This is a genomic window from Variovorax sp. PvP013, assembly GCF_050435945.1.
GTDB lineage: Bacteria > Pseudomonadota > Gammaproteobacteria > Burkholderiales > Burkholderiaceae_C > Variovorax.
The window spans coordinates 63200-83226 of sequence record NZ_JBNDLF010000013.1 but is presented as its reverse complement, the minus strand read 5'-3'; the positions used below and the strand labels follow the sequence as shown (position 1 = coordinate 83226).

At 72.0% G+C, this 20027-nt stretch carries 19 protein-coding genes; 9 read left to right on the top strand and 10 right to left on the bottom strand.

Going from position 1 to position 20027, the window contains the following annotated elements; genetic code table 11:
* Window positions 1-88: 88 nt before the first annotated feature.
* From ABID77_RS21330 to ABID77_RS21305, 6 genes are all read left to right on the top strand, one after another.
* Complete coding sequence (locus tag ABID77_RS21330; RefSeq protein ID WP_429600319.1) at window positions 89-2236, top strand: molybdopterin-containing oxidoreductase family protein; 2148 nt, start codon at window positions 89-91, stop codon at window positions 2234-2236.
* Window positions 2237-2269: 33 nt separating this feature from the next.
* The gene (locus tag ABID77_RS21325; RefSeq protein WP_429600316.1) at window positions 2270-2575 is read left to right on the top strand and encodes an indolepyruvate ferredoxin oxidoreductase subunit alpha; all 306 of its coding nucleotides are present in this window, start codon (window positions 2270-2272) and stop codon (window positions 2573-2575) included.
* A 4-nt stretch (window positions 2576-2579) separates the two neighbouring features.
* Window positions 2580-2894: an NAD(P)-binding protein gene (locus ABID77_RS21320; protein ID WP_429600314.1), complete on the top strand. Its 315-nt coding sequence runs from the start codon at window positions 2580-2582 to the stop codon at window positions 2892-2894.
* Window positions 2813-3922: a hypothetical protein gene (locus ABID77_RS21315; protein ID WP_429600312.1), complete on the top strand. Its 1110-nt coding sequence runs from the start codon at window positions 2813-2815 to the stop codon at window positions 3920-3922. The genes ABID77_RS21320 and ABID77_RS21315 overlap by 82 nt, the downstream gene beginning before the upstream one ends.
* Window positions 3919-4533, top strand: a complete 615-nt coding sequence (locus ABID77_RS21310) for a nitroreductase family protein (RefSeq protein WP_429600310.1) — start codon at window positions 3919-3921, stop codon at window positions 4531-4533. Before ABID77_RS21315 ends, ABID77_RS21310 begins: the two co-directional genes overlap by 4 nt.
* Window positions 4534-4610: 77 nt before the next feature.
* Window positions 4611-5537, top strand: coding sequence for a transporter (locus ABID77_RS21305; protein WP_429600308.1), 927 nt, complete (start codon window positions 4611-4613; stop codon window positions 5535-5537).
* Here ABID77_RS21305 and ABID77_RS21300 read toward each other — a convergent pair.
* The 9 genes from ABID77_RS21300 to ABID77_RS21260 form a co-directional block, all read right to left on the bottom strand.
* The gene (locus ABID77_RS21300) at window positions 5534-6508 is read right to left on the bottom strand and encodes a helix-turn-helix domain-containing protein (protein ID WP_429600306.1); all 975 of its coding nucleotides are present in this window, start codon (window positions 6506-6508) and stop codon (window positions 5534-5536) included. The genes ABID77_RS21305 and ABID77_RS21300 overlap by 4 nt on opposite strands.
* A gap of 129 nt (window positions 6509-6637) precedes the next feature.
* Complete coding sequence (locus tag ABID77_RS21295) at window positions 6638-6964, bottom strand: c-type cytochrome (protein WP_429600303.1); 327 nt, start codon at window positions 6962-6964, stop codon at window positions 6638-6640.
* A 131-nt stretch (window positions 6965-7095) separates the two neighbouring features.
* The gene (locus tag ABID77_RS21290) at window positions 7096-7605 is read right to left on the bottom strand and encodes a YchJ family protein (protein ID WP_429600300.1); all 510 of its coding nucleotides are present in this window, start codon (window positions 7603-7605) and stop codon (window positions 7096-7098) included.
* Window positions 7602-8735 carry an acyl-CoA dehydrogenase family protein gene (locus tag ABID77_RS21285; RefSeq protein ID WP_429600298.1) on the bottom strand — a complete coding sequence of 378 codons (1134 nt, stop codon included), beginning with the start codon at window positions 8733-8735 and terminating at the stop codon, window positions 7602-7604. The genes ABID77_RS21290 and ABID77_RS21285 overlap by 4 nt, the downstream gene beginning before the upstream one ends.
* A gap of 13 nt (window positions 8736-8748) precedes the next feature.
* Entirely contained in the window at window positions 8749-10002 is a 1254-nt protein-coding gene (locus ABID77_RS21280) for a glutamate carboxypeptidase (protein WP_429600296.1), read from the bottom strand.
* Between the two features lie 2 nt (window positions 10003-10004).
* Window positions 10005-11192: an acetyl-CoA C-acyltransferase gene (locus ABID77_RS21275; RefSeq protein ID WP_429600294.1), complete on the bottom strand. Its 1188-nt coding sequence runs from the start codon at window positions 11190-11192 to the stop codon at window positions 10005-10007.
* Window positions 11193-11241: 49 nt separating this feature from the next.
* Window positions 11242-13068, bottom strand: coding sequence for a bifunctional isocitrate dehydrogenase kinase/phosphatase (gene aceK, locus ABID77_RS21270; protein ID WP_429600291.1), 1827 nt, complete (start codon window positions 13066-13068; stop codon window positions 11242-11244).
* Window positions 13049-13855 (bottom strand): carbonate dehydratase, encoded by an 807-nt coding sequence (gene can, locus ABID77_RS21265; protein WP_429600289.1) that lies wholly within the window; start codon window positions 13853-13855, stop codon window positions 13049-13051. The genes aceK and can overlap by 20 nt, the downstream gene beginning before the upstream one ends.
* Window positions 13856-13916: 61 nt before the next feature.
* Window positions 13917-14420, bottom strand: a complete 504-nt coding sequence (locus tag ABID77_RS21260) for a MerR family transcriptional regulator (RefSeq protein ID WP_429600287.1) — start codon at window positions 14418-14420, stop codon at window positions 13917-13919.
* 109 nt (window positions 14421-14529) lie between these two features.
* On the opposite strand from ABID77_RS21260, the gene ABID77_RS21255 reads away from it, so the two are divergent.
* From ABID77_RS21255 to ABID77_RS21245, 3 genes are all read left to right on the top strand, one after another.
* Window positions 14530-15612 (top strand): MBL fold metallo-hydrolase, encoded by a 1083-nt coding sequence (locus ABID77_RS21255; RefSeq protein WP_429600284.1) that lies wholly within the window; start codon window positions 14530-14532, stop codon window positions 15610-15612.
* Window positions 15609-16985 carry a leucine-rich repeat domain-containing protein gene (locus ABID77_RS21250; protein ID WP_429600281.1) on the top strand — a complete coding sequence of 459 codons (1377 nt, stop codon included), beginning with the start codon at window positions 15609-15611 and terminating at the stop codon, window positions 16983-16985. The genes ABID77_RS21255 and ABID77_RS21250 overlap by 4 nt, the downstream gene beginning before the upstream one ends.
* Before the next feature lie 135 nt (window positions 16986-17120).
* The gene (locus ABID77_RS21245) at window positions 17121-17897 is read left to right on the top strand and encodes an SDR family oxidoreductase (protein WP_429600278.1); all 777 of its coding nucleotides are present in this window, start codon (window positions 17121-17123) and stop codon (window positions 17895-17897) included.
* Here ABID77_RS21245 and ABID77_RS21240 read toward each other — a convergent pair.
* Window positions 17857-19989: an acyltransferase family protein gene (locus ABID77_RS21240; RefSeq protein ID WP_429600276.1), complete on the bottom strand. Its 2133-nt coding sequence runs from the start codon at window positions 19987-19989 to the stop codon at window positions 17857-17859. The genes ABID77_RS21245 and ABID77_RS21240 overlap by 41 nt on opposite strands.
* Window positions 19990-20027 lie beyond the last annotated feature (38 nt).

Here is a 20027-nt window from a genome sequence, read left to right as displayed (position 1 = left end):
GGCGGGTGTCCGGCCCTGGAAATTTGCCGTTTCTGGATAACGAGCCCATGGCGGCGGGTGCTTCAATCCGATGAACACAGGAGCACCGATGACCGACCCCGCATCCTCCCTCGGCGATGAAACCACCGTTCTCGGGGCCTGTCCCCACGATTGCCCGGACACCTGCTCGATGCGGGTCAAGGTCAGGGCCGGCAAGGTCGTGTCGGTCCAGGGCAACCCGGACCATCCGTTCACCCAGGGCCGGTTGTGCGCCAAGACCAACCACTACCAGGAACGGGTCTACCACCCGGACCGGGTGCTCCACCCGATGCGCCGCAGCGGCCCCAAGGGCTCGGGCCGGTTCGAGCGCATCACCTGGGACGAGGCGCTGCGGGAGATCACCGGACGCTGGCGCGCGACCATCGCCGCGTCGGGGCCGCGCGCAATCCTGCCCTACAGCTACCTGGGCACCCAGGGCCTGATCAACGGCCTCACCGTGGGCGACCCGTTCTTCAACAAGCTGGGCGCCACGGTGTCGGAGCGCACCTTCTGCGACTCGGGCGCCAGCACCGCCTACATCATGACCGTCGGCCCCACGCCCGGCATGGACCCGGAGAGCTTCCAGCACTCGAAGCTCATCATCCTGTGGGCCTGCAACATGCTCAGCACGAACGCCCACATGTGGCCCTTCGTGGAGAAGGCGCAGCGCAACGGCGCCAAGCTGATCGTGATCGATCCGGTGCGCACCCGCGGCGCGCAGCAGGCCGACCAGCACATCCGCATCCGGCCCGGCACCGACACCGCGCTGGCCCTGGCGATGATGAACGTCATCATCGGCGAGGACCTGATCGACCGCGACTACGTCGAGCGCCACACCGTCGGCTTCGACGAGCTCGCGGCGCACGTGCGCGCCTGCACGCCCGAGTTCGCGGCCGAGGTGACCGGCGTGGACGCCGAGGTGATCCGCACGCTGGCGCGCGAGTACGCCTCGATCCGCCCCGCCGCCATCCGCATCGGCGTGGGCATCGAGCGCTCGGCCGGAGGCGGCCAGCTGGTGCGCGCCCTCGCCAGCCTGCCCGCGCTGGTGGGCGCCTGGCGCCAGCCGGGCGGCGGGCTGCTGCAGCTGCCGCTGTGGGCCTTCCCGATCAACTGGACGGGGCTGCACCGCGCCGACCTGATCCCCGAAGGCACGCCGGTCGTCAACCAGTGGCACCTGGGCCGCGCGCTGACGGGCGACCTGCCGCTGGAGACGCCCATCGAGTCCCTGTTCATCTACAACAGCAACCCGCTGGTGGTCGCGCCCGACCAGGTCCGGCTGATCGAAGGGCTGTCGCGCGAGGACCTGTTCACCGTGGTGAGCGAGCATTTCATGACCGACACGGCCCGCTACGCCGACATCCTGCTGCCGGCCACCACGCAGGTCGAGCAGGCCGACCTGATGTTCTCCTGGGGCCATTTCTACCTGACCTACAACCACGCGTCGGTCGCCCCCGTCGGCGAGGCGGTGAGCAACTCGGAGCTGTTCCGCCGGCTCGCCCGCGCCATGGATTTCGACGATCCCTTCTTCCATCGCGACGACGCGCAGTTGATCCAGGACGCGATGCTGTGGAACGACCCGGCCATGCAGGGCATCACGCTGGAGGGCCTGCGCGCCACCGGCTACGCGCGGCTCAACCTGCCCGCCGCCGACGTCTACGCGCCGCATGCCGAGGGCGGCTTCCCCACGCCCTCGGGCAAGGTCGAGCTCAAGGCCTCGATGGCGGCGGGCGGCAACTTCGTGCTGCCGGTGTTCCGCCAGGGCTACGACGGCTTCCAGGACGGCGGCACGGTCGACGCCCTGCCGACGTTCAAGCCGCGCCACGAATCGCCCGCCCGCGGCGGCGCGACGGCGGACCGCTTCCCGCTCTCGATGATGTCGCCCAAGAGCCACGCCTTCCTCAACTCCAACTACGGCAACATGCGCCGGCAGGTGGCGCACCAGGGCGAGCAGTACGTGCTCATCAACCCGGCCGACGCCTCGGCGCGCGGCATCGCGCAGGATGCGGTCGTCACCGTGCGCAACGGGCGCGGCGCCTTCAAGGCCCTGGCACGCGTCACCGACGACGCCATGGCCGGCGTGGTGGTCACGCCATTGGGCTACTGGGTCGACCGGTCGATCGCCGGCGCGACACCCGCGGCCCTCAACCCCACGGCGTTCGCCGACCTCGGCCGGGCGCCGACCTTCTCCGACAACCTGGTCGAAGTCACCCTCGACTGACCGTCCTTCCTCCACGACAAGAAACATCCCGCCATGACCCATGTCGTCACCGAGAACTGCGAGCTCTGCCGCTACACCGAATGCGTCACGGTCTGTCCAGTCGCCTGCTTCCGGGGCGACGGCCAGCGGCTCTTCATCGACCCCGACCTGTGCGTGGACTGCGGCGCCTGCGTGCCGATGTGTCCGGTGCATGCCATCGCCGACAGCTTCGACCTGGCGGACGACCAGCAGATCTGGATCGACGTGAACGAGCGGCGCGCCAAGGAACTGCCCGTCGTGCGCGAGCGCGGCGCCGCGCTGCCCACGGCCGCCGTACGCCGCGCCGCCCTCGGCCACTGACGCCATGGCCCTGGACGACATCGCCGCGCCGGCGGCGCCGGTCATCGCCGTCGTCGGCGCCGGCCCGGCGGGCTTCTATGCCGCCGAGGCCCTGCTGCAGGCGCTGCCCGACGCGCGGGTGCATCTGTTCGAACGCACCGCCGCGCCGCACGGCCTGGTGCGCTACGGCGTCGCGCCCGACCACCAGAAACTCAAGCAGGTCGCCGCCGTCTTCAGGACATCGCCAGCCATCCGCGCGTGCGGCTGCATGCCGGCGTCGACATCGGCCGCGACCTGGACATCGCGCAGCTGCATGCGCGCAGCCATGCCGTCGTGTTGACGCATGGCGCCGCCCTGGGACGCAGCCTGGGCGTGCCGGGCGAGTCGCTCGCGCAGGTGTGGAGCTCCGCCTCCTTCGTCGGCTGGTACAACGGCCATGCCGACCACGCCGGCGCCGCGCCGGACCTGGCGGTGGACGATGCCGTCATCGTCGGCAACGGCAACGTCGCGCTCGACGTGGCCCGGCTGCTGGCGCGCGACTTCGACGACCTCGCGGCCACGGACATTCCCCAGGCCATGCTGGCGCACTTCCGGCGGCGCGGCATCCGGCAGGTCCACCTGCTGGGGCGGGGCGCGCCGGGCCGCGTCAAGTTCACCTTCAGGGAGTTCCGGCAGCTGGCCGACCTGCCCGGCGTGCGGATCCGGCTGCCGCAGGCCGGGCAGTTCACCGAGGCGACGTGGAGCGCGGCCGCCACGCCCGACGCCGCGCGCACGCTGGCCTGGCTGCGCGCCGATCAGGCACGGCCCCATGACGCCACGGACGACGGGGTGACGGTGAACCTGTGGTTCGACCTGACGCCGACGGCCTTCGTCGGCGAGCCGGCCCTGCGCGCGGTGCGCGTCCGTCCGGCGGCGGGCGAGCCGTTCGAACTGCCCTGCGGCATCGCCGTGACCTGCGTCGGCTACGCGTGCCGTCCGATCGCGGGCGGACCCGGGCTCGGCCCCGCGGGCACCCTGCGCCACCGCGCCGGACAGGTGCTCGACGAAGAGGGGCACGAGATCGACGGTCTGTTCGTCGCCGGCTGGGCCAAGCGTGGCCCCTCCGGCATCGTCGGCACCAACCGCGCCTGCGCCGGCGAGACCGTGGCGACGCTGACGGCGGCCTGGCCCGGCCTCCTGGACCGGACGCTGGCGGGCGACATCGATGCGCTGCTGCGATCGCGCGGCATCGACCCCCTGGACGATGCCGACTGGAAGCTGCTCGACGCCCACGAGAAAGCGCGTGGCGCAGCCCTGGGCAAGCCGCGCGAGAAGCTGTTGTCGATGGCCCAGGCCCGGGAGGCCCTGGCCAGGCTGAGGGCCGCATGAGCGTCGACGCCGACGCCGACGCCGACGCCTCGATCCGAGCCCTCTGCGATTCGCCGACCGCGCGCCCCGAACCGATCCTGCCCGACGTGCTCGCGCCGTGGCTGGGGCGCCGCTCGGTGGGTCCGCGCCGGCTCGTGGCACCGGGCCCGGACGCGCGCGACATCGCCCGGCTGCTGGCGGCCGCGCGCAACGTGTCCGACCACGGCCGCCTGCGGCCCTGCCGCATCGTCGTGGCGGACCTGGCGCAACGCGAGCGGTATGCGACTGCTTTCCTGGCCCATGCCGCCGCATCGCGCGGCCTGCCGTCGCCGGAGGCGCTGGACGAGGCGACGCGCGAGCGGGAGCGCGCCAAGGCCTTCGCCGCGCCCTGCATGCTGACCCTGGCCGCGCGCATCGTGCCCGACCGGCCCGACGTGCCCGTGCACGAGCAATGGATGAGCGTGGGCGCCTCGCTGGGCGCGCTGCTGGGCGCGGCGACGGCGCTGGGTCTGGCGGGCAAGGCCCTCAGCGGCGACCGCGTGCGCCATCCCGCGGTGCGTTCGGTGGTCTGCCGCGACGATGAACTGCTGGCCTGTTTCGTCTATCTGGGCACCCGACCCGCAAGTTGCTGAATCGGGATAACGCTCCGATACCGACGGAAAACAGAATTTCTCCATTGCGCATCGTCGCGTGCAACAGGAGAAATCGATTGAACACATCACGTCGTCCCGTCGGCTTGCGCCGCTCATCGACCGTCATGGCGACGGCCATCGCCGCCTGCGGGGTCCTCGGCCCGATCACGGCGTCGGCCATCGACGTCGAGGCGGGCGACTACACCGCATTGCCCGACGGCACCCGGGCCTTCGTGCTCTACGGCCAGTATGCGAGACGCGACGCCGCCTACGCGGACGGCGAGCGGCTCGCCATCTCGCCCCGTCTGCGCAGCGAAGTGGGCATCGCACGCTATCTGCAGGTCGTGCGCATCGACGAGCGCTGGACGGTCGATCCGCAGGTGCTGCTGCCCTTCGGGCATCTGAGGGCGTCGCAGGATCTGGGTCCGCTGGGCAGCGCCTCGGGCGTGGGCGACGCGATCCTCGCCACCGCGTTCAAGTACAAGATCGATCCGGCCTCGGGCGAGGTCTTCGGCTTCACGCCCTATCTCTACGTGCCGACCGGCCACCACGATGCCGACAAGGCATTGAATCTCGGCGAGCACCGCTGGAAGCTCGCCCTGCAGGCCGCCTACACCCGGGCCCTCGCGCCGAACTGGCGCATGGACGCCATCGGCGACGTCACCTTCAACGGCCGCAACGACGCGTGCCGTGCCGCCTGCGGCTCGACGACCGATGCCACGCGCCGCCAGGACGCCCTGTATTCCGGCCAGTTCTACCTGCGCTACGACCCGGCCCCGGGCTGGTCCACCGCGCTGGGCGTGAGCCGCAGCTGGGGCGGACGCAGCCGCGTCGACGGCGTCGCGCTCGACGACCGCATCGGCACCACCACCGTCAAGCTGACGGCGAGCACCTTCGTGACGCCACGGCTGCAATTGCTGGCCACCCTGGCGCGCGACGTCGAGGTGTCGAACGGCCTGCGCGAGGCCGCACGGCTCAACCTGCGCGCGTTCTATCTCTTCTAGGCACCCGACATCCGGCGCCGCGCCGCCAGCGACTCGGACGGCCGTTCGCCGAACATGCGCGCGTAGTCCTGCGCGAAGCGCGGCAGGTGGGTGAAGCCCACGGCCGCCGCGACGTCCTGCACGGTGGTGCCGGAGCGGCCGCTGGTGAGCCGGCGGCGCGCCTCGCCCAGGCGCAGGTTGCGCAGGTAGGCGACCGGACCGAGGTCGTAGACGCTCTCGAACGCATATTGCAGCGAACGCCGCGAGCAGCCCAGCCCGGCACACAGGTCGGTGATCGACAGCGGATCGGCCAGCCGTTCGAGCATGACGGCGCGCGCGCGCCGGGCGATGCGCGGATAGCTGTCGGCGCGCAGCTTGTGTCCCGCCGCCGCACCGCGCTCGACCACGTGACCCAGGTAGTCGACGGCCAGTTCGCGCAGGTCGAGCAGGTCGGCCATGCGATCGGCCTCGGGCGCCGTCACCCAGGCCTCGCTCAGCACGCCGGCGATGCGCGACTGCAGGCCGGACTTCAGGCCCCCGACGTCGGACCAGCAGTCATGGCTGGCGAAGCGCTTCTCCCAGTAGTCGACCGGATGGTCGGGCGACAGCGAGCGCAACGCCGTCGGTGCCAGCGAGACACCCAGGCAGACCGAGTGATGCGGGGTGCGCAACTCGAACTCCCGCCCGGGCGCGAAGGCGACCACCGCGTCCTGGTCGATGTGCCGGCCGTTCCAGTACGCCTGCTCCGACAGCTCGCACGCCACGGCGATCGTGAGGTGGCCGGCGTCCGCCACCCCGGTCTGGAACACGCTCTGGTCCAGCGTCTCCCTGAACACCGTGATGTCGTTCGCGCTCACGGCACGCAGGCTGCCCGAGAACGTGCCGGTGGAGAGCTGCTCGTAGGACTGGTGCAGCGACCCCAGGCTGCAGGCCTGCTCCTGCGCATCGTGCGGATGCACGAGCACCTGTGACGTGACGGTGCGGTTCTTCATTGCTTGGATCGTGAGTGTCGGGAAGCCGTGGAAGCCGGCGTGCAAGATTGATGCCCGGAGGCATGGCCGTTGCGGCGGCGAGTCGGTCGCCCGCACCTGCGCGTGCCCTCGCGTCCCACCCGGGTTTCCTCACCGCGACAGCACCCACGCCCCCAGCACCTTCGCCTCGGCCTCCGTCACCTGCCCCTGTCTCGGCATGATCACCCGCCCCCACGTGCCGACGCTGCCGTTGCGGATCTTCTGCGGGATGCGTTCGTCGGCTTCCGGATCGGCGCGGTAGCGCGCGGCGATCTGCGCGAAGCCGGGGCCGACGCGCTTGCCGTCCGGGGCGTGGCAGGCGGTGCAGCCGCGTTCCTTGGTCAAGGCCAGGCCACGGGCGTCAAGTTCGGGGGTGGTCGGGCGCTTGACGGGCATGGGCGTCGCCGCCGGCGCTGCCGTAGGTGATGCAGGCGACATGGCGAGGCCGGGTGCCGGTGTGGTCTGCGCAGCGACGGGTGCCGACGTGGCGGCAACCAGGGACGCGGTAGCAACGAGGGCTGTGACGGCGACGGCCATGCAAGCTCCAGCGCGCGATCCACGCCCCGGCCTCACTTCATCTCCCCATCCACATAGAACCACCGCGCCACCTCCCCCGCGTCCTCGTCCCCCTCGCGCACGAAGCGGCTGCGCTCGTGCAGGCGGGCGGCGACGCCGGTGGCGTCGCGGTGGCGGGCGACGAACTCGACCTCGGCGTGGTCGGCGTCCAGCACGGAGCGGCTGCGCACGTCCAGGCCCAGCCACTTGATGCCGGGCTCGAAGTCGATCGACGCCGGCCGCGTGCTGGCGTGCCAGGTGGCCAGCAGGTAGTCGGCGCGCTCGCGCACGAAGGCGGTGTAGCGCGAGCGCATGAGCGATTCGGCATCCGGCGCGGGCGCGAAGCCGGCCCGGGCCGGGGCGTCCGGGGACCCGGATGCGTCGGCGAGGGCGACCGGCGCCGCGGCCGCGCCGTCGAGGTAGCGCCCGCAGCACATCGCGTAGGCCACCGGGAAGTCGCGCCGGTCGCGCCGCCCGCACGGGCAGGGCTCGGGCTTGCCGTTGCCGCCGTTGCCGCCCGTCATGCCGCCAACGCCCGCTGGATCAGCAGCTTCTGGATGTCCGAGGTGCCCTCGTAGATCTGGCAGACCCGCACGTCGCGGTAGATGCGCTCCAGCGGGAAGTCGTTGACGTAGCCGTAGCCGCCGAGCGTCTGGATGGCCGCGCTGCAGACCTGCTCGGCCATCTCGCTGGCGAAGAGCTTGGCCATGGCCGCCTCCTTCAGACAGGGCCGGCCGGCGTCGCGCAGGCTCGCCGCGTGCCAGGTCAGCTGCCGCGCGGCCTCGATGCGCGTGGCGCATTCGGCCAGCCGGAAGCCCACGGCCTGCTGGTCGAAGATGGCGCCGCCGAAGGCCTGGCGCTCCTTGGCGTAGGCCAGCGCCACCTCGAAGGCGCTGCGCGCCATGCCGATGCTCTGCGCGGCGATGCCGATGCGCCCGCCCTCCAGCGCGCCCAGGGCGATGCGGTAGCCCTCGCCCTCGGCACCCAGCAGGTTGGCCGCCGGCACCCGGCAGCCGTCGAAGTTGATCTGCGCGGTGTCGCTGCTGTGCTGGCCGAGCTTGTCCTCCAGCCGCGCGACGTGGTAGCCGGGCGCGTCGGTGGGCACCAGGAAGGCGCTCATGCCGCGCTTGCCGGCGGCCTTGTCGGTCATGGCGACGACGATGGCGACCTGGCCGTGCTTGCCGCTGGTGATGAACTGCTTGACGCCGTCGATCACGTAGTGGTCGCCGTCGCGCCGCGCCGTGGTGCGCAGGCTCGACGCATCGCTGCCGGCCTGCGGCTCGGTCAGGCAGAAGGCGCCGAGCATGCGGCCCTGGGCCAGCGGCCAGAGCCAGTCCTTCTTCTGCTGCGCGTTGCCGTGGCGCATGAGGATGGCGTTGACCGGGCAGTTGGTCACGCTGATGGCGGTGCTGGTGCCGCCGTCGCCGGCGGCGATCTCCTCCAGCACCAGCGCCAGCGTCACGTAGTCGAGGCCGGCGCCGCCGTCGGCCTCGGGCACGCAGATGCCGTAGGCGCCGAGTTCGGCCAGGCCCCGGTGGGCGTCGGCGGGAAAGGAATGCTCGCGGTCCCAGCGCGCGGCGTTCGGCCAGAGTTCGGCCTGGCAGAAATCGCGCACCGCGTCGCGGATGGCTTCCTGGTCGGATGTCAGCAGCATGTGGAAGTCTTCCTTATTTGGTGCCGAGGTCCATGATCAGCCGCGTCGCCATGTAGAGGCGGCGCGGGATGGCGTCGATCATCACGTACTCGGCCTTGTCGCTGTGATAGCCGAAACCCGGGAGTCCCAGGCTCTCGATCACCGGCTTGCCCGACAGCGCGGCATAGGCCGCGTCGGTGCCGCCACCGGTGCGTTCCTCGATCTCGATCGTGCCGCCGGCCTCGCGGTAGAAGGCCACGGCCTTGTCGACCAGCCGGCGTCCGCCCTCGCCGGCGTTGAAGGCCGGCCGGCCGCGCGTGATGGCGACGGCGACCTCGGCGCCGGGCAGCTTCTTCGCCTGGGCGCGCTCCTCCAGGGCCTTGAACGCGGCCTCCAGGTCCTCGGGCCGGGCGTAGCGCACGTCGGCGTTGAGCGTGGCGCTCTCGGGGATGACGTTGGACGCCGTGCCGGCGCGCGCCAGGGTCCAGTTGAAGCGCAGGCCGCGCGCCTTGTCGTCGAGGTCCTGGGTGCGCGCCACCAGGTCGGCGGCCTCGACCAGCGCGTTGACGCCGGCCTCCGGCGCCACGCCGGCGTGCGCGGCGCGGCCCTTGACGTCGGCCTGCACGTAGGCGATGCCGGAGGTGCCCAGCACGAAGGTCTCGCGCTCGGCGGCGGTCGGCTCGAAGGACAGCACGTAGTCGGCCTTGGCGGCCTCCTCCTGGATCAGCTCGCGCGAGCCGAAGGAGCCCTTCTCCTCGTCGGTGTTGAACAGCACCGTGATGCTGCCGAAGTCGCGGAAGCCGTAGGTGGTGAGCAGCCGCAGCGCGTGCAGGATGACCGCCGCGCCGCCCTTGTCGTCGGCGATGCCGGGGCCGTAGGCGCGCGGGCCCTCGATGCGGAACGGCGTCTTCGCCAGCGTGCCGCGCGGGTGCACGGTGTCCATGTGCGAGAGCAGCAGCAGGTGCTTGCCGCCCTTGCCGTCGAGCCGGCCCGCGAGCCGGCCGACGAGGTTGTCGCCCACGGCCGGCGCCACCGCCTTGTGGCGCGCGACCGCGAAGCCCAGCGCCTTGAGTTCGGCCTCCAGCAGCTGGCCGGCGGCGGCCATGCCGGCGGCGTCGCCGGTCGGCGTCTCGATGGCGACCAGCCGCTCCAGCGTGCGCACCACCGCCGGCTGCTCGGCCGTGGCGGCGTCGAACAGCGCGCTGTCGCGCTTCTGCGCCCAGGTCGCCGTCGTCGTGGCGCCAACCCATGCGACCGCCAGCGCGATCGCCCATTGCTTGGATCGCATGGTCACATCAGCTCCACGGCCACGGCCGTGCCCTCGCCGCCGCCGATGCACAGCGTCGCCACGCCGCGCTTGAGGCCCCGCGCGCGCAGCGCGTGGATCAGCGTGACCATGATGCGCGCGCCGCTGGCGCCGATCGGGTGCCCCAGCGCGCAGGCGCCGCCGTGCACGTTGACGATGTCGTGCGACACGCCCAGCTCGGTCATCAGCGCCATCGGCACCACGGCGAAGGCCTCGTTGACCTCCCACAGGTCGACGTCCTTCACGGTCCAGCCGATCCTGGCGAACAGCTTGTTCACCGCGCCGACCGGCGCGGTGGAGAACCACTCGGGCTGCTGCGCGTGCGTGGCGTGGCCGACGAGGCGGGCGATCGGCGCGGCGCCGATCTTCTCGGCGTGCGACGCGGTGGTCATCACCAGCGCGGCGGCGCCGTCGTTGATCGACGAGCTCGACGCGGCGGTGATGGTGCCGCCGTCCTTCTTGAAGGCCGGGCGCAGCGTGGCGATCTTGTCGAGCTTGGCCTTGCCGGGGCCCTCGTCGATGGAGACCACCGTGTCGCCGTTGCGGCCCTTGACGGTGACCGGCGCGATCTCGGCCGCGAACAGCCCGTCGGCGATGGCGTGGCGGGCGCGTTCGACGCTGGCCGTGGCGAAGGCGTCCTGCTGCGCGCGCGTGAAGCCGTACTTCGCCGCGCAGTCCTCGCCGAAGGTGCCCATGGAGCGGCCGGGCTGGTAGGCGTCCTCCAGGCCGTCGAGCATCATGTGGTCGAAGATGCGGTCGTGGCCCATGCGGTAGCCGCCGCGGCCCTTGAGCATCAGGTAGGGCGCGTTGGTCATGCTCTCCATGCCGCCGGCGACGATGACCTCGTGCGTGCCGGCCAGCAGCAGGTCGTGCGCGAGCATCGCCGCCTTCATGGCCGAGCCGCACATCTTGCTCAGCGTGACGGCGCCGGCGCCGTCGGGCAGACCGCCCTTGTAGGCGGCCTGGCGCGCCGGCGCCTGGCCCTGGCCGGCCATCAGGCAGTTGCCGAACAGCACCTCGCCGACGGCCTCCGGCGCGATGCCCGAGCGCTCGACGGCCGCGCGGATCGCCGCGCCGCCCAGATCGTGCGCGGCCAGCGAGGCGAAGTCGCCCTGGAAGCCGCCCATGGGGGTGCGGGCGGCGCCGGCGATGACGATGGATTCGGTGGTCATGGGTCAGGTCTCCTGTCGGTGGTGGGTGGGTCGATCGATGGGAATGGGTTCAACCGGCCGACGCGGCGGCGGCCTCCTCGCGCGGGAAGCGCCGCGCCTCGTCGTAGGGGAACACGTCGGGCATCTGGCCGGCCTGGATGCGGGCCTTGTGGTGCTGCCAGAAGGCGGCGTCGAGCAGGTCGGCATGGTGCGCCATGAAGGTCTCGCGCACCCGGTCGTTGCCCAGCAGGAAGGGGCCGAAGGTCTCGGGGAAGACGTCCTTCGGGCCGACCGAGTACCAGATCTCGCCGCTCATCTCGTCCTCCTCGTTGCGCGGCTGGGGCACCTTCCTGAAGTTGCAGTCGGTGAGGTATTCGATCTCGTCGTAGTCGTAGAACACGACCTTGCCGTTGAGCGTGACGCCGAAGTTCTTCCACAGCATGTCGCCGGGGAAGATGTTGGCCGCGACCATGTCCTTGATGGCGTTGCCGTACTCGACCACCGCGTGCGCGAGCTGCGACTGCGCGCGCTGGGCCTGCGCCGGGCTCTCCGGCCGGGCGATGGTGTCGAACATCTCCTGCAGGTAGAGGTTCAGCGGGATCATGCGGCGCTCGATGTAGACGTGGCGCAGCACCAGCTCCAGCTCGCCGTTGCCGTCGCGGTCGGCGATCTCCAGCTGGCTGGGCGCGAAGGCCTCGATCTCGGCCACGAGCGCGGGGTCGAAGCGCGACAGCGGGAAGCCCACGTCGCTGTACTCCAGCGTGTCGGCCATGCGGCCGACGCGGTCGTGGTGCTTGACCAGCTGGTACTTGCCCTCGATCTGCTCGCGCGAGGTGTCCTTCTGCGGCGGGTAGTGGTCCTTGATGACCTTGAAGACGTAGGGGAACGAGGGCAGGTCGAACACCAGCATCACCATGCCCTTGATGCCCGGCGCGATGCGGAAGCGGTCGCTGCTGTAGTTCAGGTGCGAGAGGAAGTCGCGGTAGAACAGCGTCTTGCCCTGCTTGGCCAGGCCCAGCGCGGCGTAGATCTCCGCGCGCGGCTTGCGCGGCATGAGCGCGCGCAGGAAGCGCACGTAGGCCGAGGGCACCTCCATGTCGACCATGAAGTAGGCGCGCGCGAAGCTGAAGAGCATCTGCAGCTCGTCCTCGCCGAAGAGCGCGGCGTCGATGCGGAAGCGCCCGGCCTCGTCGTGCAGGATCGGCAGCGCGAAGGGCAGCTCCATGAAGCCGTTGAGGATGCGCCCGACAAGGTAGGCGCCCTTGTTGCGATAGAACAGGCCGGCGAGCACCTGCAGCTGGAAGTTGGCGCGCAGCCGCACCTGGTGGAAGCGCCCGCGCACGGCGGCGGCCACGCGCTCGGCGTCGCGCCGGCGGTCGGCGAAGCGGCCCTGCAGGGCGTGGTCGTCGAGCATCCGCTCCACGGTGTCGGCCAGGGTCTCGTGGGTCGGGTAGTAGGCGCGGTAGGTGGGCGCGCCGCGCGGCTCGATGTACTCGGTGCTGATGGCCGGGCGCACGAAGATGAAGTCGTTCTGGAAGTACGCGCGGTGCAGGATCTTGGTGGTGACGGAGTTGAAGAAGCTCTCGCCCAGCTCGGGCTGGCGGTGGTCCACCAGCAGGCCGATGAAGTGCAGCTTGACCTGCTGCCAGACCTCCATCGGCTGCTCGCCGGCGCCGAACTCCTTGGTCAGCCGCGCCACCGCCTCGGCCACGCGCAGGTCGTAGAACTCGATGCGCTCGCGCTGGGCGCGCCGCTGGCCGTGCCAGTCGGCGGTCTCGAAGCGGTGCTTGGCGCGCGCCGACTCGGCGCGGAACAGCCGGTAGTGCCGGTCGAAGCCGTCGATCAGCGCCTTGGCGATGTCGTAGGCGAGCGGCGAGTCAAGGCGCTGGGGAAACATGGTCGGCGGTGCCGAAGGCGGCCGGGGCCTCGAGCGTGGGCTGCGACGTCGGCGCGGGCGGCGGCGCCTGCACTGCGGCCTCGGCGCGCGGACGCGGCGTGATCACCAGGGGCTCGCCCGGCTTGCTCCACTTGTGGCGGATGCGCTGCACGGCGGCCTTGTAGATGGCGTCGAGCGGCTTGCTGCCGTCCACCGACAGCCGCAGGTCCTGCAGCAGGCCGTCGTGCACGCCGTAGCACCAGCCGTGGATGCGCACCTTCTGGCCCCGGCTCCAGGCGTCCACCATGACGGTGCTGACCGCCACGTTGACCACCTGCTCGGCCACGTTGAGCTCGCACAGCGCGTCCACGCGCACCGGCTCGGGCAGGCTGTCGATCATCACGCCGTGGCGGTCGCGCACGTCCTGGATGTGGCGGATCCAGTTGTCGGCCAGGCCGATGCGCGTGCCGTTGAGCGCCGCCTTCACGCCGGCGCAGCCGTAGTGGCCCACGACCATGATGTGCTCGACCTTCAGGTGCTCGACCGCGAACTGGATCGCCGAGAGCGCGTTGAGGTCGGAGTGCACCACGATGTTGGCGACGTTGCGGTGCACGAACACCTCGCCCGGCTCCAGGCCGGTGATCTGGTTGGCCGGCACGCGGCTGTCGGAGCAGCCGATCCACATGTAGCGCGGCGTCTGCTGCTTGACCAGGCCGGTGAAGAAGCCGGGGCGGTCGCGTTCCATCTGGGCCGCCCAGGCGCGGTTGTGGGCGAACAGGTCGTCGAGGGTGTCTTCGGAGTCGGACATGGTCAAGGGCTCGGGGAAGGGGTGGATCGAAAGGGTCGGACGGCGGCGTGACGGACGCGTGTCAGTGCGGCGGCGCGGCGGCCTTGGCCGGTGTCGCGCGGGGCGACTTGGGAGCGGGCTTGGCGGTGGATCGGGGGGTGGCCTTGGACGATCGGGCGGCAGGCCCGTCGGCGCTCCGTCGCGCGCGCTCGAGCGCGGCGCGGGCCTGGTCCTCCTGCGCCCGCACGTCGTCGAGGTTGCCCTGCACCTCGGCGAGCTGGGCCTCCAGCTGCGCGCGGTGCGTGCCCAGCACGCCGAGGAACTTCTCCAGCTGCGCGACGGTGTCGCGCGGGCTGTCGTACATGTCGAGGATGTCCTTCACCTCGTTCAGGCTCAGGCCCAGGCGCTTGGCGCGCAGGGTCAGCGCGAGCCGGGTGCGGTCGCGCGCGCCGTAGACGCGCTGGCGCCCGCCGGGACCGGTGCGCGCCGGCGCGAGCAGGCCCTTGTCCTCGTAGAAGCGCATGGCCCGGGTCGTGAGCTCGAACTCGCGGGCGAGCTCGCCGATGGTGAAGGTCTGTGCGGACATGAAGGCGGCGAAGGGGTTGCGGGAGCGACAGGGCGTGGGGAAGGCGCGTGCCTACAATGAAAACCCCGTCGCCTGACGTTGACGTCAACGTCAACCTCCATCCTATCCCATGAACCTCCTCGAACGAGAACTCCACTACCCGATGGGCGATCGCCTGCCGGCCCCCGGCGAGGCCATCGAGGTGGCGCCGGGCATCCGCTGGGTCCGCATGGGCCTGCCCTTCGCGCTCGACCACGTCAACATCTGGCTGCTGCGCGACGAGCGCGACGGCCCCGAGGGGCGCGTCGAGGGCTGGACCGTGGTCGACTGCTGCATCGCCGCCGACGCCTCGCGCGCCCAGTGGGAGCAGGTCTTCGCGACGCAACTCGACGGCCTGCCGGTGCTGCGCGTGATCGTCACCCACATGCACCCCGACCACATCGGCCTGGCCGACTGGCTCTGCACCCGCTGGAACGCGCCGCTGTGGATCAGCGCCACCGACTTCCACGTCGCGCGCGGCCTCACGGCCCCCGGCGCGGCCGACAACACCGCCGGCGGCGACGAGGCGGCCGACTTCTTCGCCAGCCACGGCCTGGTCGCCGGCGAGGCCCTGCAGCGCATCCGCGACCGCACCGGCTACTACCGCAACCTCGTGCCGTCGGTGCCGCGCAGCTTCGTGCGCCTGCTCGACGGCGGCACCGTGACCATCGGCGGCCGCGCCTGGCGCTGCATCGACGGCCACGGCCACGCGCCCGAGCACATCGCCCTGTACTGCGAGGAGATCAATCTGCTGATCGCCGGCGACATGATGCTGCCGCGCATCTCGACCAACGTGAGCGTGCATTCGGACGAGCCCGAGGCCGATTCGCTGCGGCTCTTCCTGGAGAGCATCGTCAGGTTCCGCGACCTGCCGGCCGACGTGCTGGCCCTGCCCTCGCACGGCAAGCCCTTCACCGGCGTGCACCGCCGCATCGAGCAGCTGCAGGAGCACCACCGCGACCGCCTGGCCGACCTGTTCGCCGCCTGCGCCGAGCGGCCGCTGTCGGCCGCCGAGGCCCTGCCGGTGCTGTTCAAGCGCGAGCTCGACGTGCACCAGCTCACCTTCGCGATGGGCGAGACGGTGGCGCACCTGAACCTGCTGTGGCACGCCGGCCAGCTGCAGCGCCGTCGGGGCGAGGACGGCATCCTGCGCTTCGGCATCCGCGCCGCATGAGCGGCGTCGACGAGGCCCTGCGCCCCCTGCGCGCGGGCGAACTCGCGGGCGCGACCCGCGTCGCGCTGGCCTGCGGCCTGACCGAGTTCCCGCGCGAGCTCTTCGCGCTGGCCGATTCGCTGGAGATCCTCGACCTCTCCGGCAACGCGCTCGACGCCCTGCCCGAGGACCTGCACCGGCTGCACCGCCTGCGCGTGCTGTTCTGCTCCAGCAACCGCTTCACCACCCTGCCCGCGAGCCTGGGCGCCTGCGCGCGGCTGGAGATGATCGGCTTCAAGGCCAACCGCATCGCCCGCGTGCCGGCCGAGGCGCTGCCGCCGCGCCTGCGCTGGCTGATCCTGACGGACAACGACATCGCCGAGCTGCCCGACGCCCTGGGCGAGCGGCCCCGGCTGCAGAAGCTGATGCTGGCGGGCAACCGGCTCGACCGCCTGCCCGACACCCTGGCCGGCGCCGGCCACCTGGAACTGCTGCGCATCGCAGCCAACCGCTTCGAACGCCTGCCGCCGTGGCTCGCGACGCTGCCGCGCCTGGCGTGGCTGGCCTTCGGCGGCAACCCGCTCGGCCGCGCGCGCGAGGACGCGGCGCTCGACGCCCACGCCCTGCCGCGCATCGACGCGGCCGACCTGGCGCTGCGGGAGCGGCTGGGCGAAGGCGCCTCGGGTGTGATCCGGCGCGCGCTGTGGTCGCGGGGCGACGGCGCCACCGATGGCGCGCCGCTCGCCATCGCCGTCAAGCATTTCAAGGGCGCAATGACCAGCGACGGCACGCCGCGCAGCGAGCGGGCCGCCTGCATCGCGGCGGGCGACCATCCCGGCCTGATCGGCGCGCTGGCCACGGTCGAGGCCGACGCCGCCGGCGAGGGCCTGGCCCTGCGGCTGATCGACCCGGCCTTCGGCGTGCTGGCCGGGCCGCCGAGCCTGGACTCCTGCACGCGCGACGTCTACGCCGCCGACCTGCGCCTCGCGCCCGCCCAGGCGCTGGGCATCGCGCGCGACATCGCCGCGGCGGCGGCGCACCTGCACGCGCGCGGGCTGCTGCATGGCGACCTCTACGCGCACAACATCCTGTGGCGGCGCGACGCGCCGGACGCCGGCATCGCGTCGGCCGGCGGAATCGCCCTGCTCGGCGACTTCGGCGCCGCCTCGTTCGTCGCCGACGCCGCCGACGCCGCCGCGCTGGAACGCATCGAGGTCCGGGCCTTCGGCTGCCTGCTGGAGGAGTTGGCCGGGCATTGCGACGCGGATGCCGGTGCCGTGCCGGCATTGACCGCGATGCGGATGCTGCAGGCACGCTGTCTCCGTGGCGATGCCGCGATGCGCCCCGGCTTCGCGGAGATCGACGCCGCGCTGCGGGCGCTGCGCATCGGTTGACGTCCGGCGGCGGGCGGGGACCGATCGCGAACGCGACTCTGGCGCCTGCGTGACGCCCGGCGTCGCGTCCGCCTCTTAAGCTGCCCCGGCCCGGCCATCGCGGCACGCGGCGCATCACGGAGACACCCTTTCGCCATGAACACCACCGACCTCTTCTCCCTCCGGGGCCGCAGCGCGCTCGTCACCGGCGGCTCGCGCGGCATCGGCCGCATGATCGCCGAGGGCTTTCTCGCGCAGGGCGCGCGCGTCTACATCTCGGCGCGCAAGGCCGAGGCCTGCGACCGGGCCGCCGCCGAGATGTCGGCGCTGGGCCCGTGCGTCTCGCTGCCGGCCGACGTCGCCACGCCCGAGGGCGTCCGCGACCTGGTCGCCGCCTACGCCAGGCACGAGTCCACGCTCGACATCCTGGTCAACAACGCCGGCGCCGCGTGGGGCGCGCCCTTCGACGAGTTCCCGGAGAGCGGCTGGGACAAGGTGGTCGACCTGAACCTGAAGGCGCCCTTCTTCCTCACGCAGGCGCTGGCGCCGATGCTGCGCGCCGCCGCCACCGACCACCTGGCCAAGGTGATCCACATCGCCTCGATCGACGGCCTGTCGGTCAATCCGCTGGAGACCTACTCCTATGCGGCGAGCAAGGCCGGGCTGGTGCACCTGACGCGCCGCATGGCGCTGCGCCTGGCGCCCGACCGCATCGCGGTCAGCGCCATCGCGCCGGGCGCCTTCGCCTCGGACATGAACCGCACCGCGCGCGACCACGCCGACGCGGTGACGCCGCGCATTCCCGGCGGGCGCATCGGCAAGCCCGAGGACATGGCCGGCGCGGCGATCTACCTGGCCTCGCGCGCCGGCGACTACGTCGTGGGCGCGACGCTCACAGTGGACGGCGGCTCGTCGCTGGTGCGGCCGGCGTAGCGCCCGGCATCGCCGAGGCCGGGGCCTGGGCGACGTTGCGGCCACCCTTGCCGATGGAGGCGTCGTTGGGGTCGCCGGGCACGAAGGGGTCGCCCGGCACGAAGGGCGCGGCCGGTGCGGCGGGCTCGCGCTCGGCGCCGAAGACCTCGGCGAACATCGGTGCCAGCAGCTTGTTGCCGTACTCGCTCATGTGGTCGTCGTCGAAGTAGAGCGGCCGGCCCTCGCGCGTGCCGCGGCACACGCTGTCGGCGCACAGGTAGGGCAGCGGATCGAGGATCTTCACGCCGCACTGGTCGCGCGCGGCGTCCTGCGCGGCCCAGATGAAGTCGTGGCGGCGGTGGTAGCTCGCCAGGGTGACGGCGACGTCCGGCCGCTCGCCCCAGACCATGGCGCGCGCAGTGCTCGGCACGTCGCGGCCCATCTCCGGCACCGGGCGCACGAGGTAGACCGGGTGGTCCTTGGCCAGGCGGCAGGCCATGGCGGTCAGGCGCTCGGTGTATTCCTTCTTGAACGCCGGCTCCGGCGTGGCGTAGCGCTTCGTGAAGTAGATCCACGGCTTGGCGGGATGGTCCTCGTCCTCGCCGTCGCCGAAGACGTACTGGCCGTGGCGGTTGATGACGACCACCGGCGTCGTCGCCGGCACGTCCTTCAGATGCTGCAGCGTCCAGTCGACGAACTCGCTGCACTTGCGCGCCGACGGTTCCTGCAGGTGCGCGCCCTCGAGCGTCGGGCAGGCGCTGTAGGACCACTCCATGACGCCCTCGGCGGCCGTCGGCAGCGCGGCGGCCACCGCCGTCACCAGGGCGTTGGCATGGCTGTCGCCGATCACCAGGGCGCTGACCCGCTGGCCGCCGTAGACGCACGAGGGCGACGCCGAGCCGGTGTTGAGGTTGCATTCCTCGCGGCGCGGATTGAAGTTGCGCGCCTCGGCCGACACCGCCTCGATCTCCGGCGAGAAGCGCCCGGCGACGCCCTCCTTCGCGACCACGCCCAGGCCCGGCGCCACCACGGCGGCGGCGGCACCGGCCAGGGCCACGGCGCCCCAGCCGCGCGGCAGGCGGCCCAGACCGACCCGGGCCGGCGTCTCGACCAGGCGGTAGGAGAGTTCGCCCAGCGCCAGCGTCAGCACCAGGCCGGCGGCGATGGCCACGGGCTGGGCCAGCCAGCCGGCATAGCTCAGCGCCACCACCAGCGGCCAGTGCCACAGGTAGATCGAGTAGGAGCGCGTGCCGAGCCACTGGGCCACCGGGTTGCCGGTCCAGGGCGAGGCCGTGCGCGCGGCCAGCAGCACCGCCACCGCGCCGGCCACCGGCACCAGCGCGCGCCAGCCCGGCCAGGCCGAGGAAGCGTCGAAGGCGACCAGCGAGGCGACGATCAGGGCCAGGCCGCCGCCTTCGATCACCGTGCGCTGACGCGCCGTGAAGGCCAGGCGGTGGGCCAGCATCCAGGTCAAGCCGCCGGCGAGCATCTCCCAGGCCCGCGTGGGCAGCATGAAGAAGGCGCCGATCGGCTTGAGCGGCGTGCCCACCACGGACAGGGCCAGCGAGCCCGCCAGGCCCAGGCCCATCGCCCACAGTAGCGCGGCGCGGCCGGGGCGCAGCTTCCACACGGCCAGCAGCACCAGCGGCAGCACCAGGTAGAACTGCCACTCCACCGCCAGCGACCAGGTGTGCAGCAGCCACTTGTCGTGCGAGCCGGCGTCGAAGTAGCCGGCCTCGCGCCAGTACTTGAAGTTGGACATGAAGGCCACGCTCGACCAGGCGTGCGTGCCCAGCGCCTTGTAGTCGCTCGGCAGCAGCCAGCGCCAGCCCAGCGCCATCAGCGTGGCGCACAGCACCACCAGCGCCGGCACGATGCGGCGCGCCCGCGCCAGGTAGAACTGCCAGACCGAGAAGCGACCGCGCTCCAGCGCCTGGACCACGATGCCGGTCATCAGGAAGCCCGAGATGGCGAAGAACACGTCAACGCCGACGAAGCCGCCGCGCAGCCCCGGAATGCCGAAGTGGTAGAGCACCACCGCGACGACCGCCCAGGCGCGCAGACCGTTGATGTCGCCTCTGAAACCGGAGGCGCCGGGATTGTGTGGAGTCACGAGACCGTCCTGCTTTGTTGTTACAGCAGGTAGTCTTG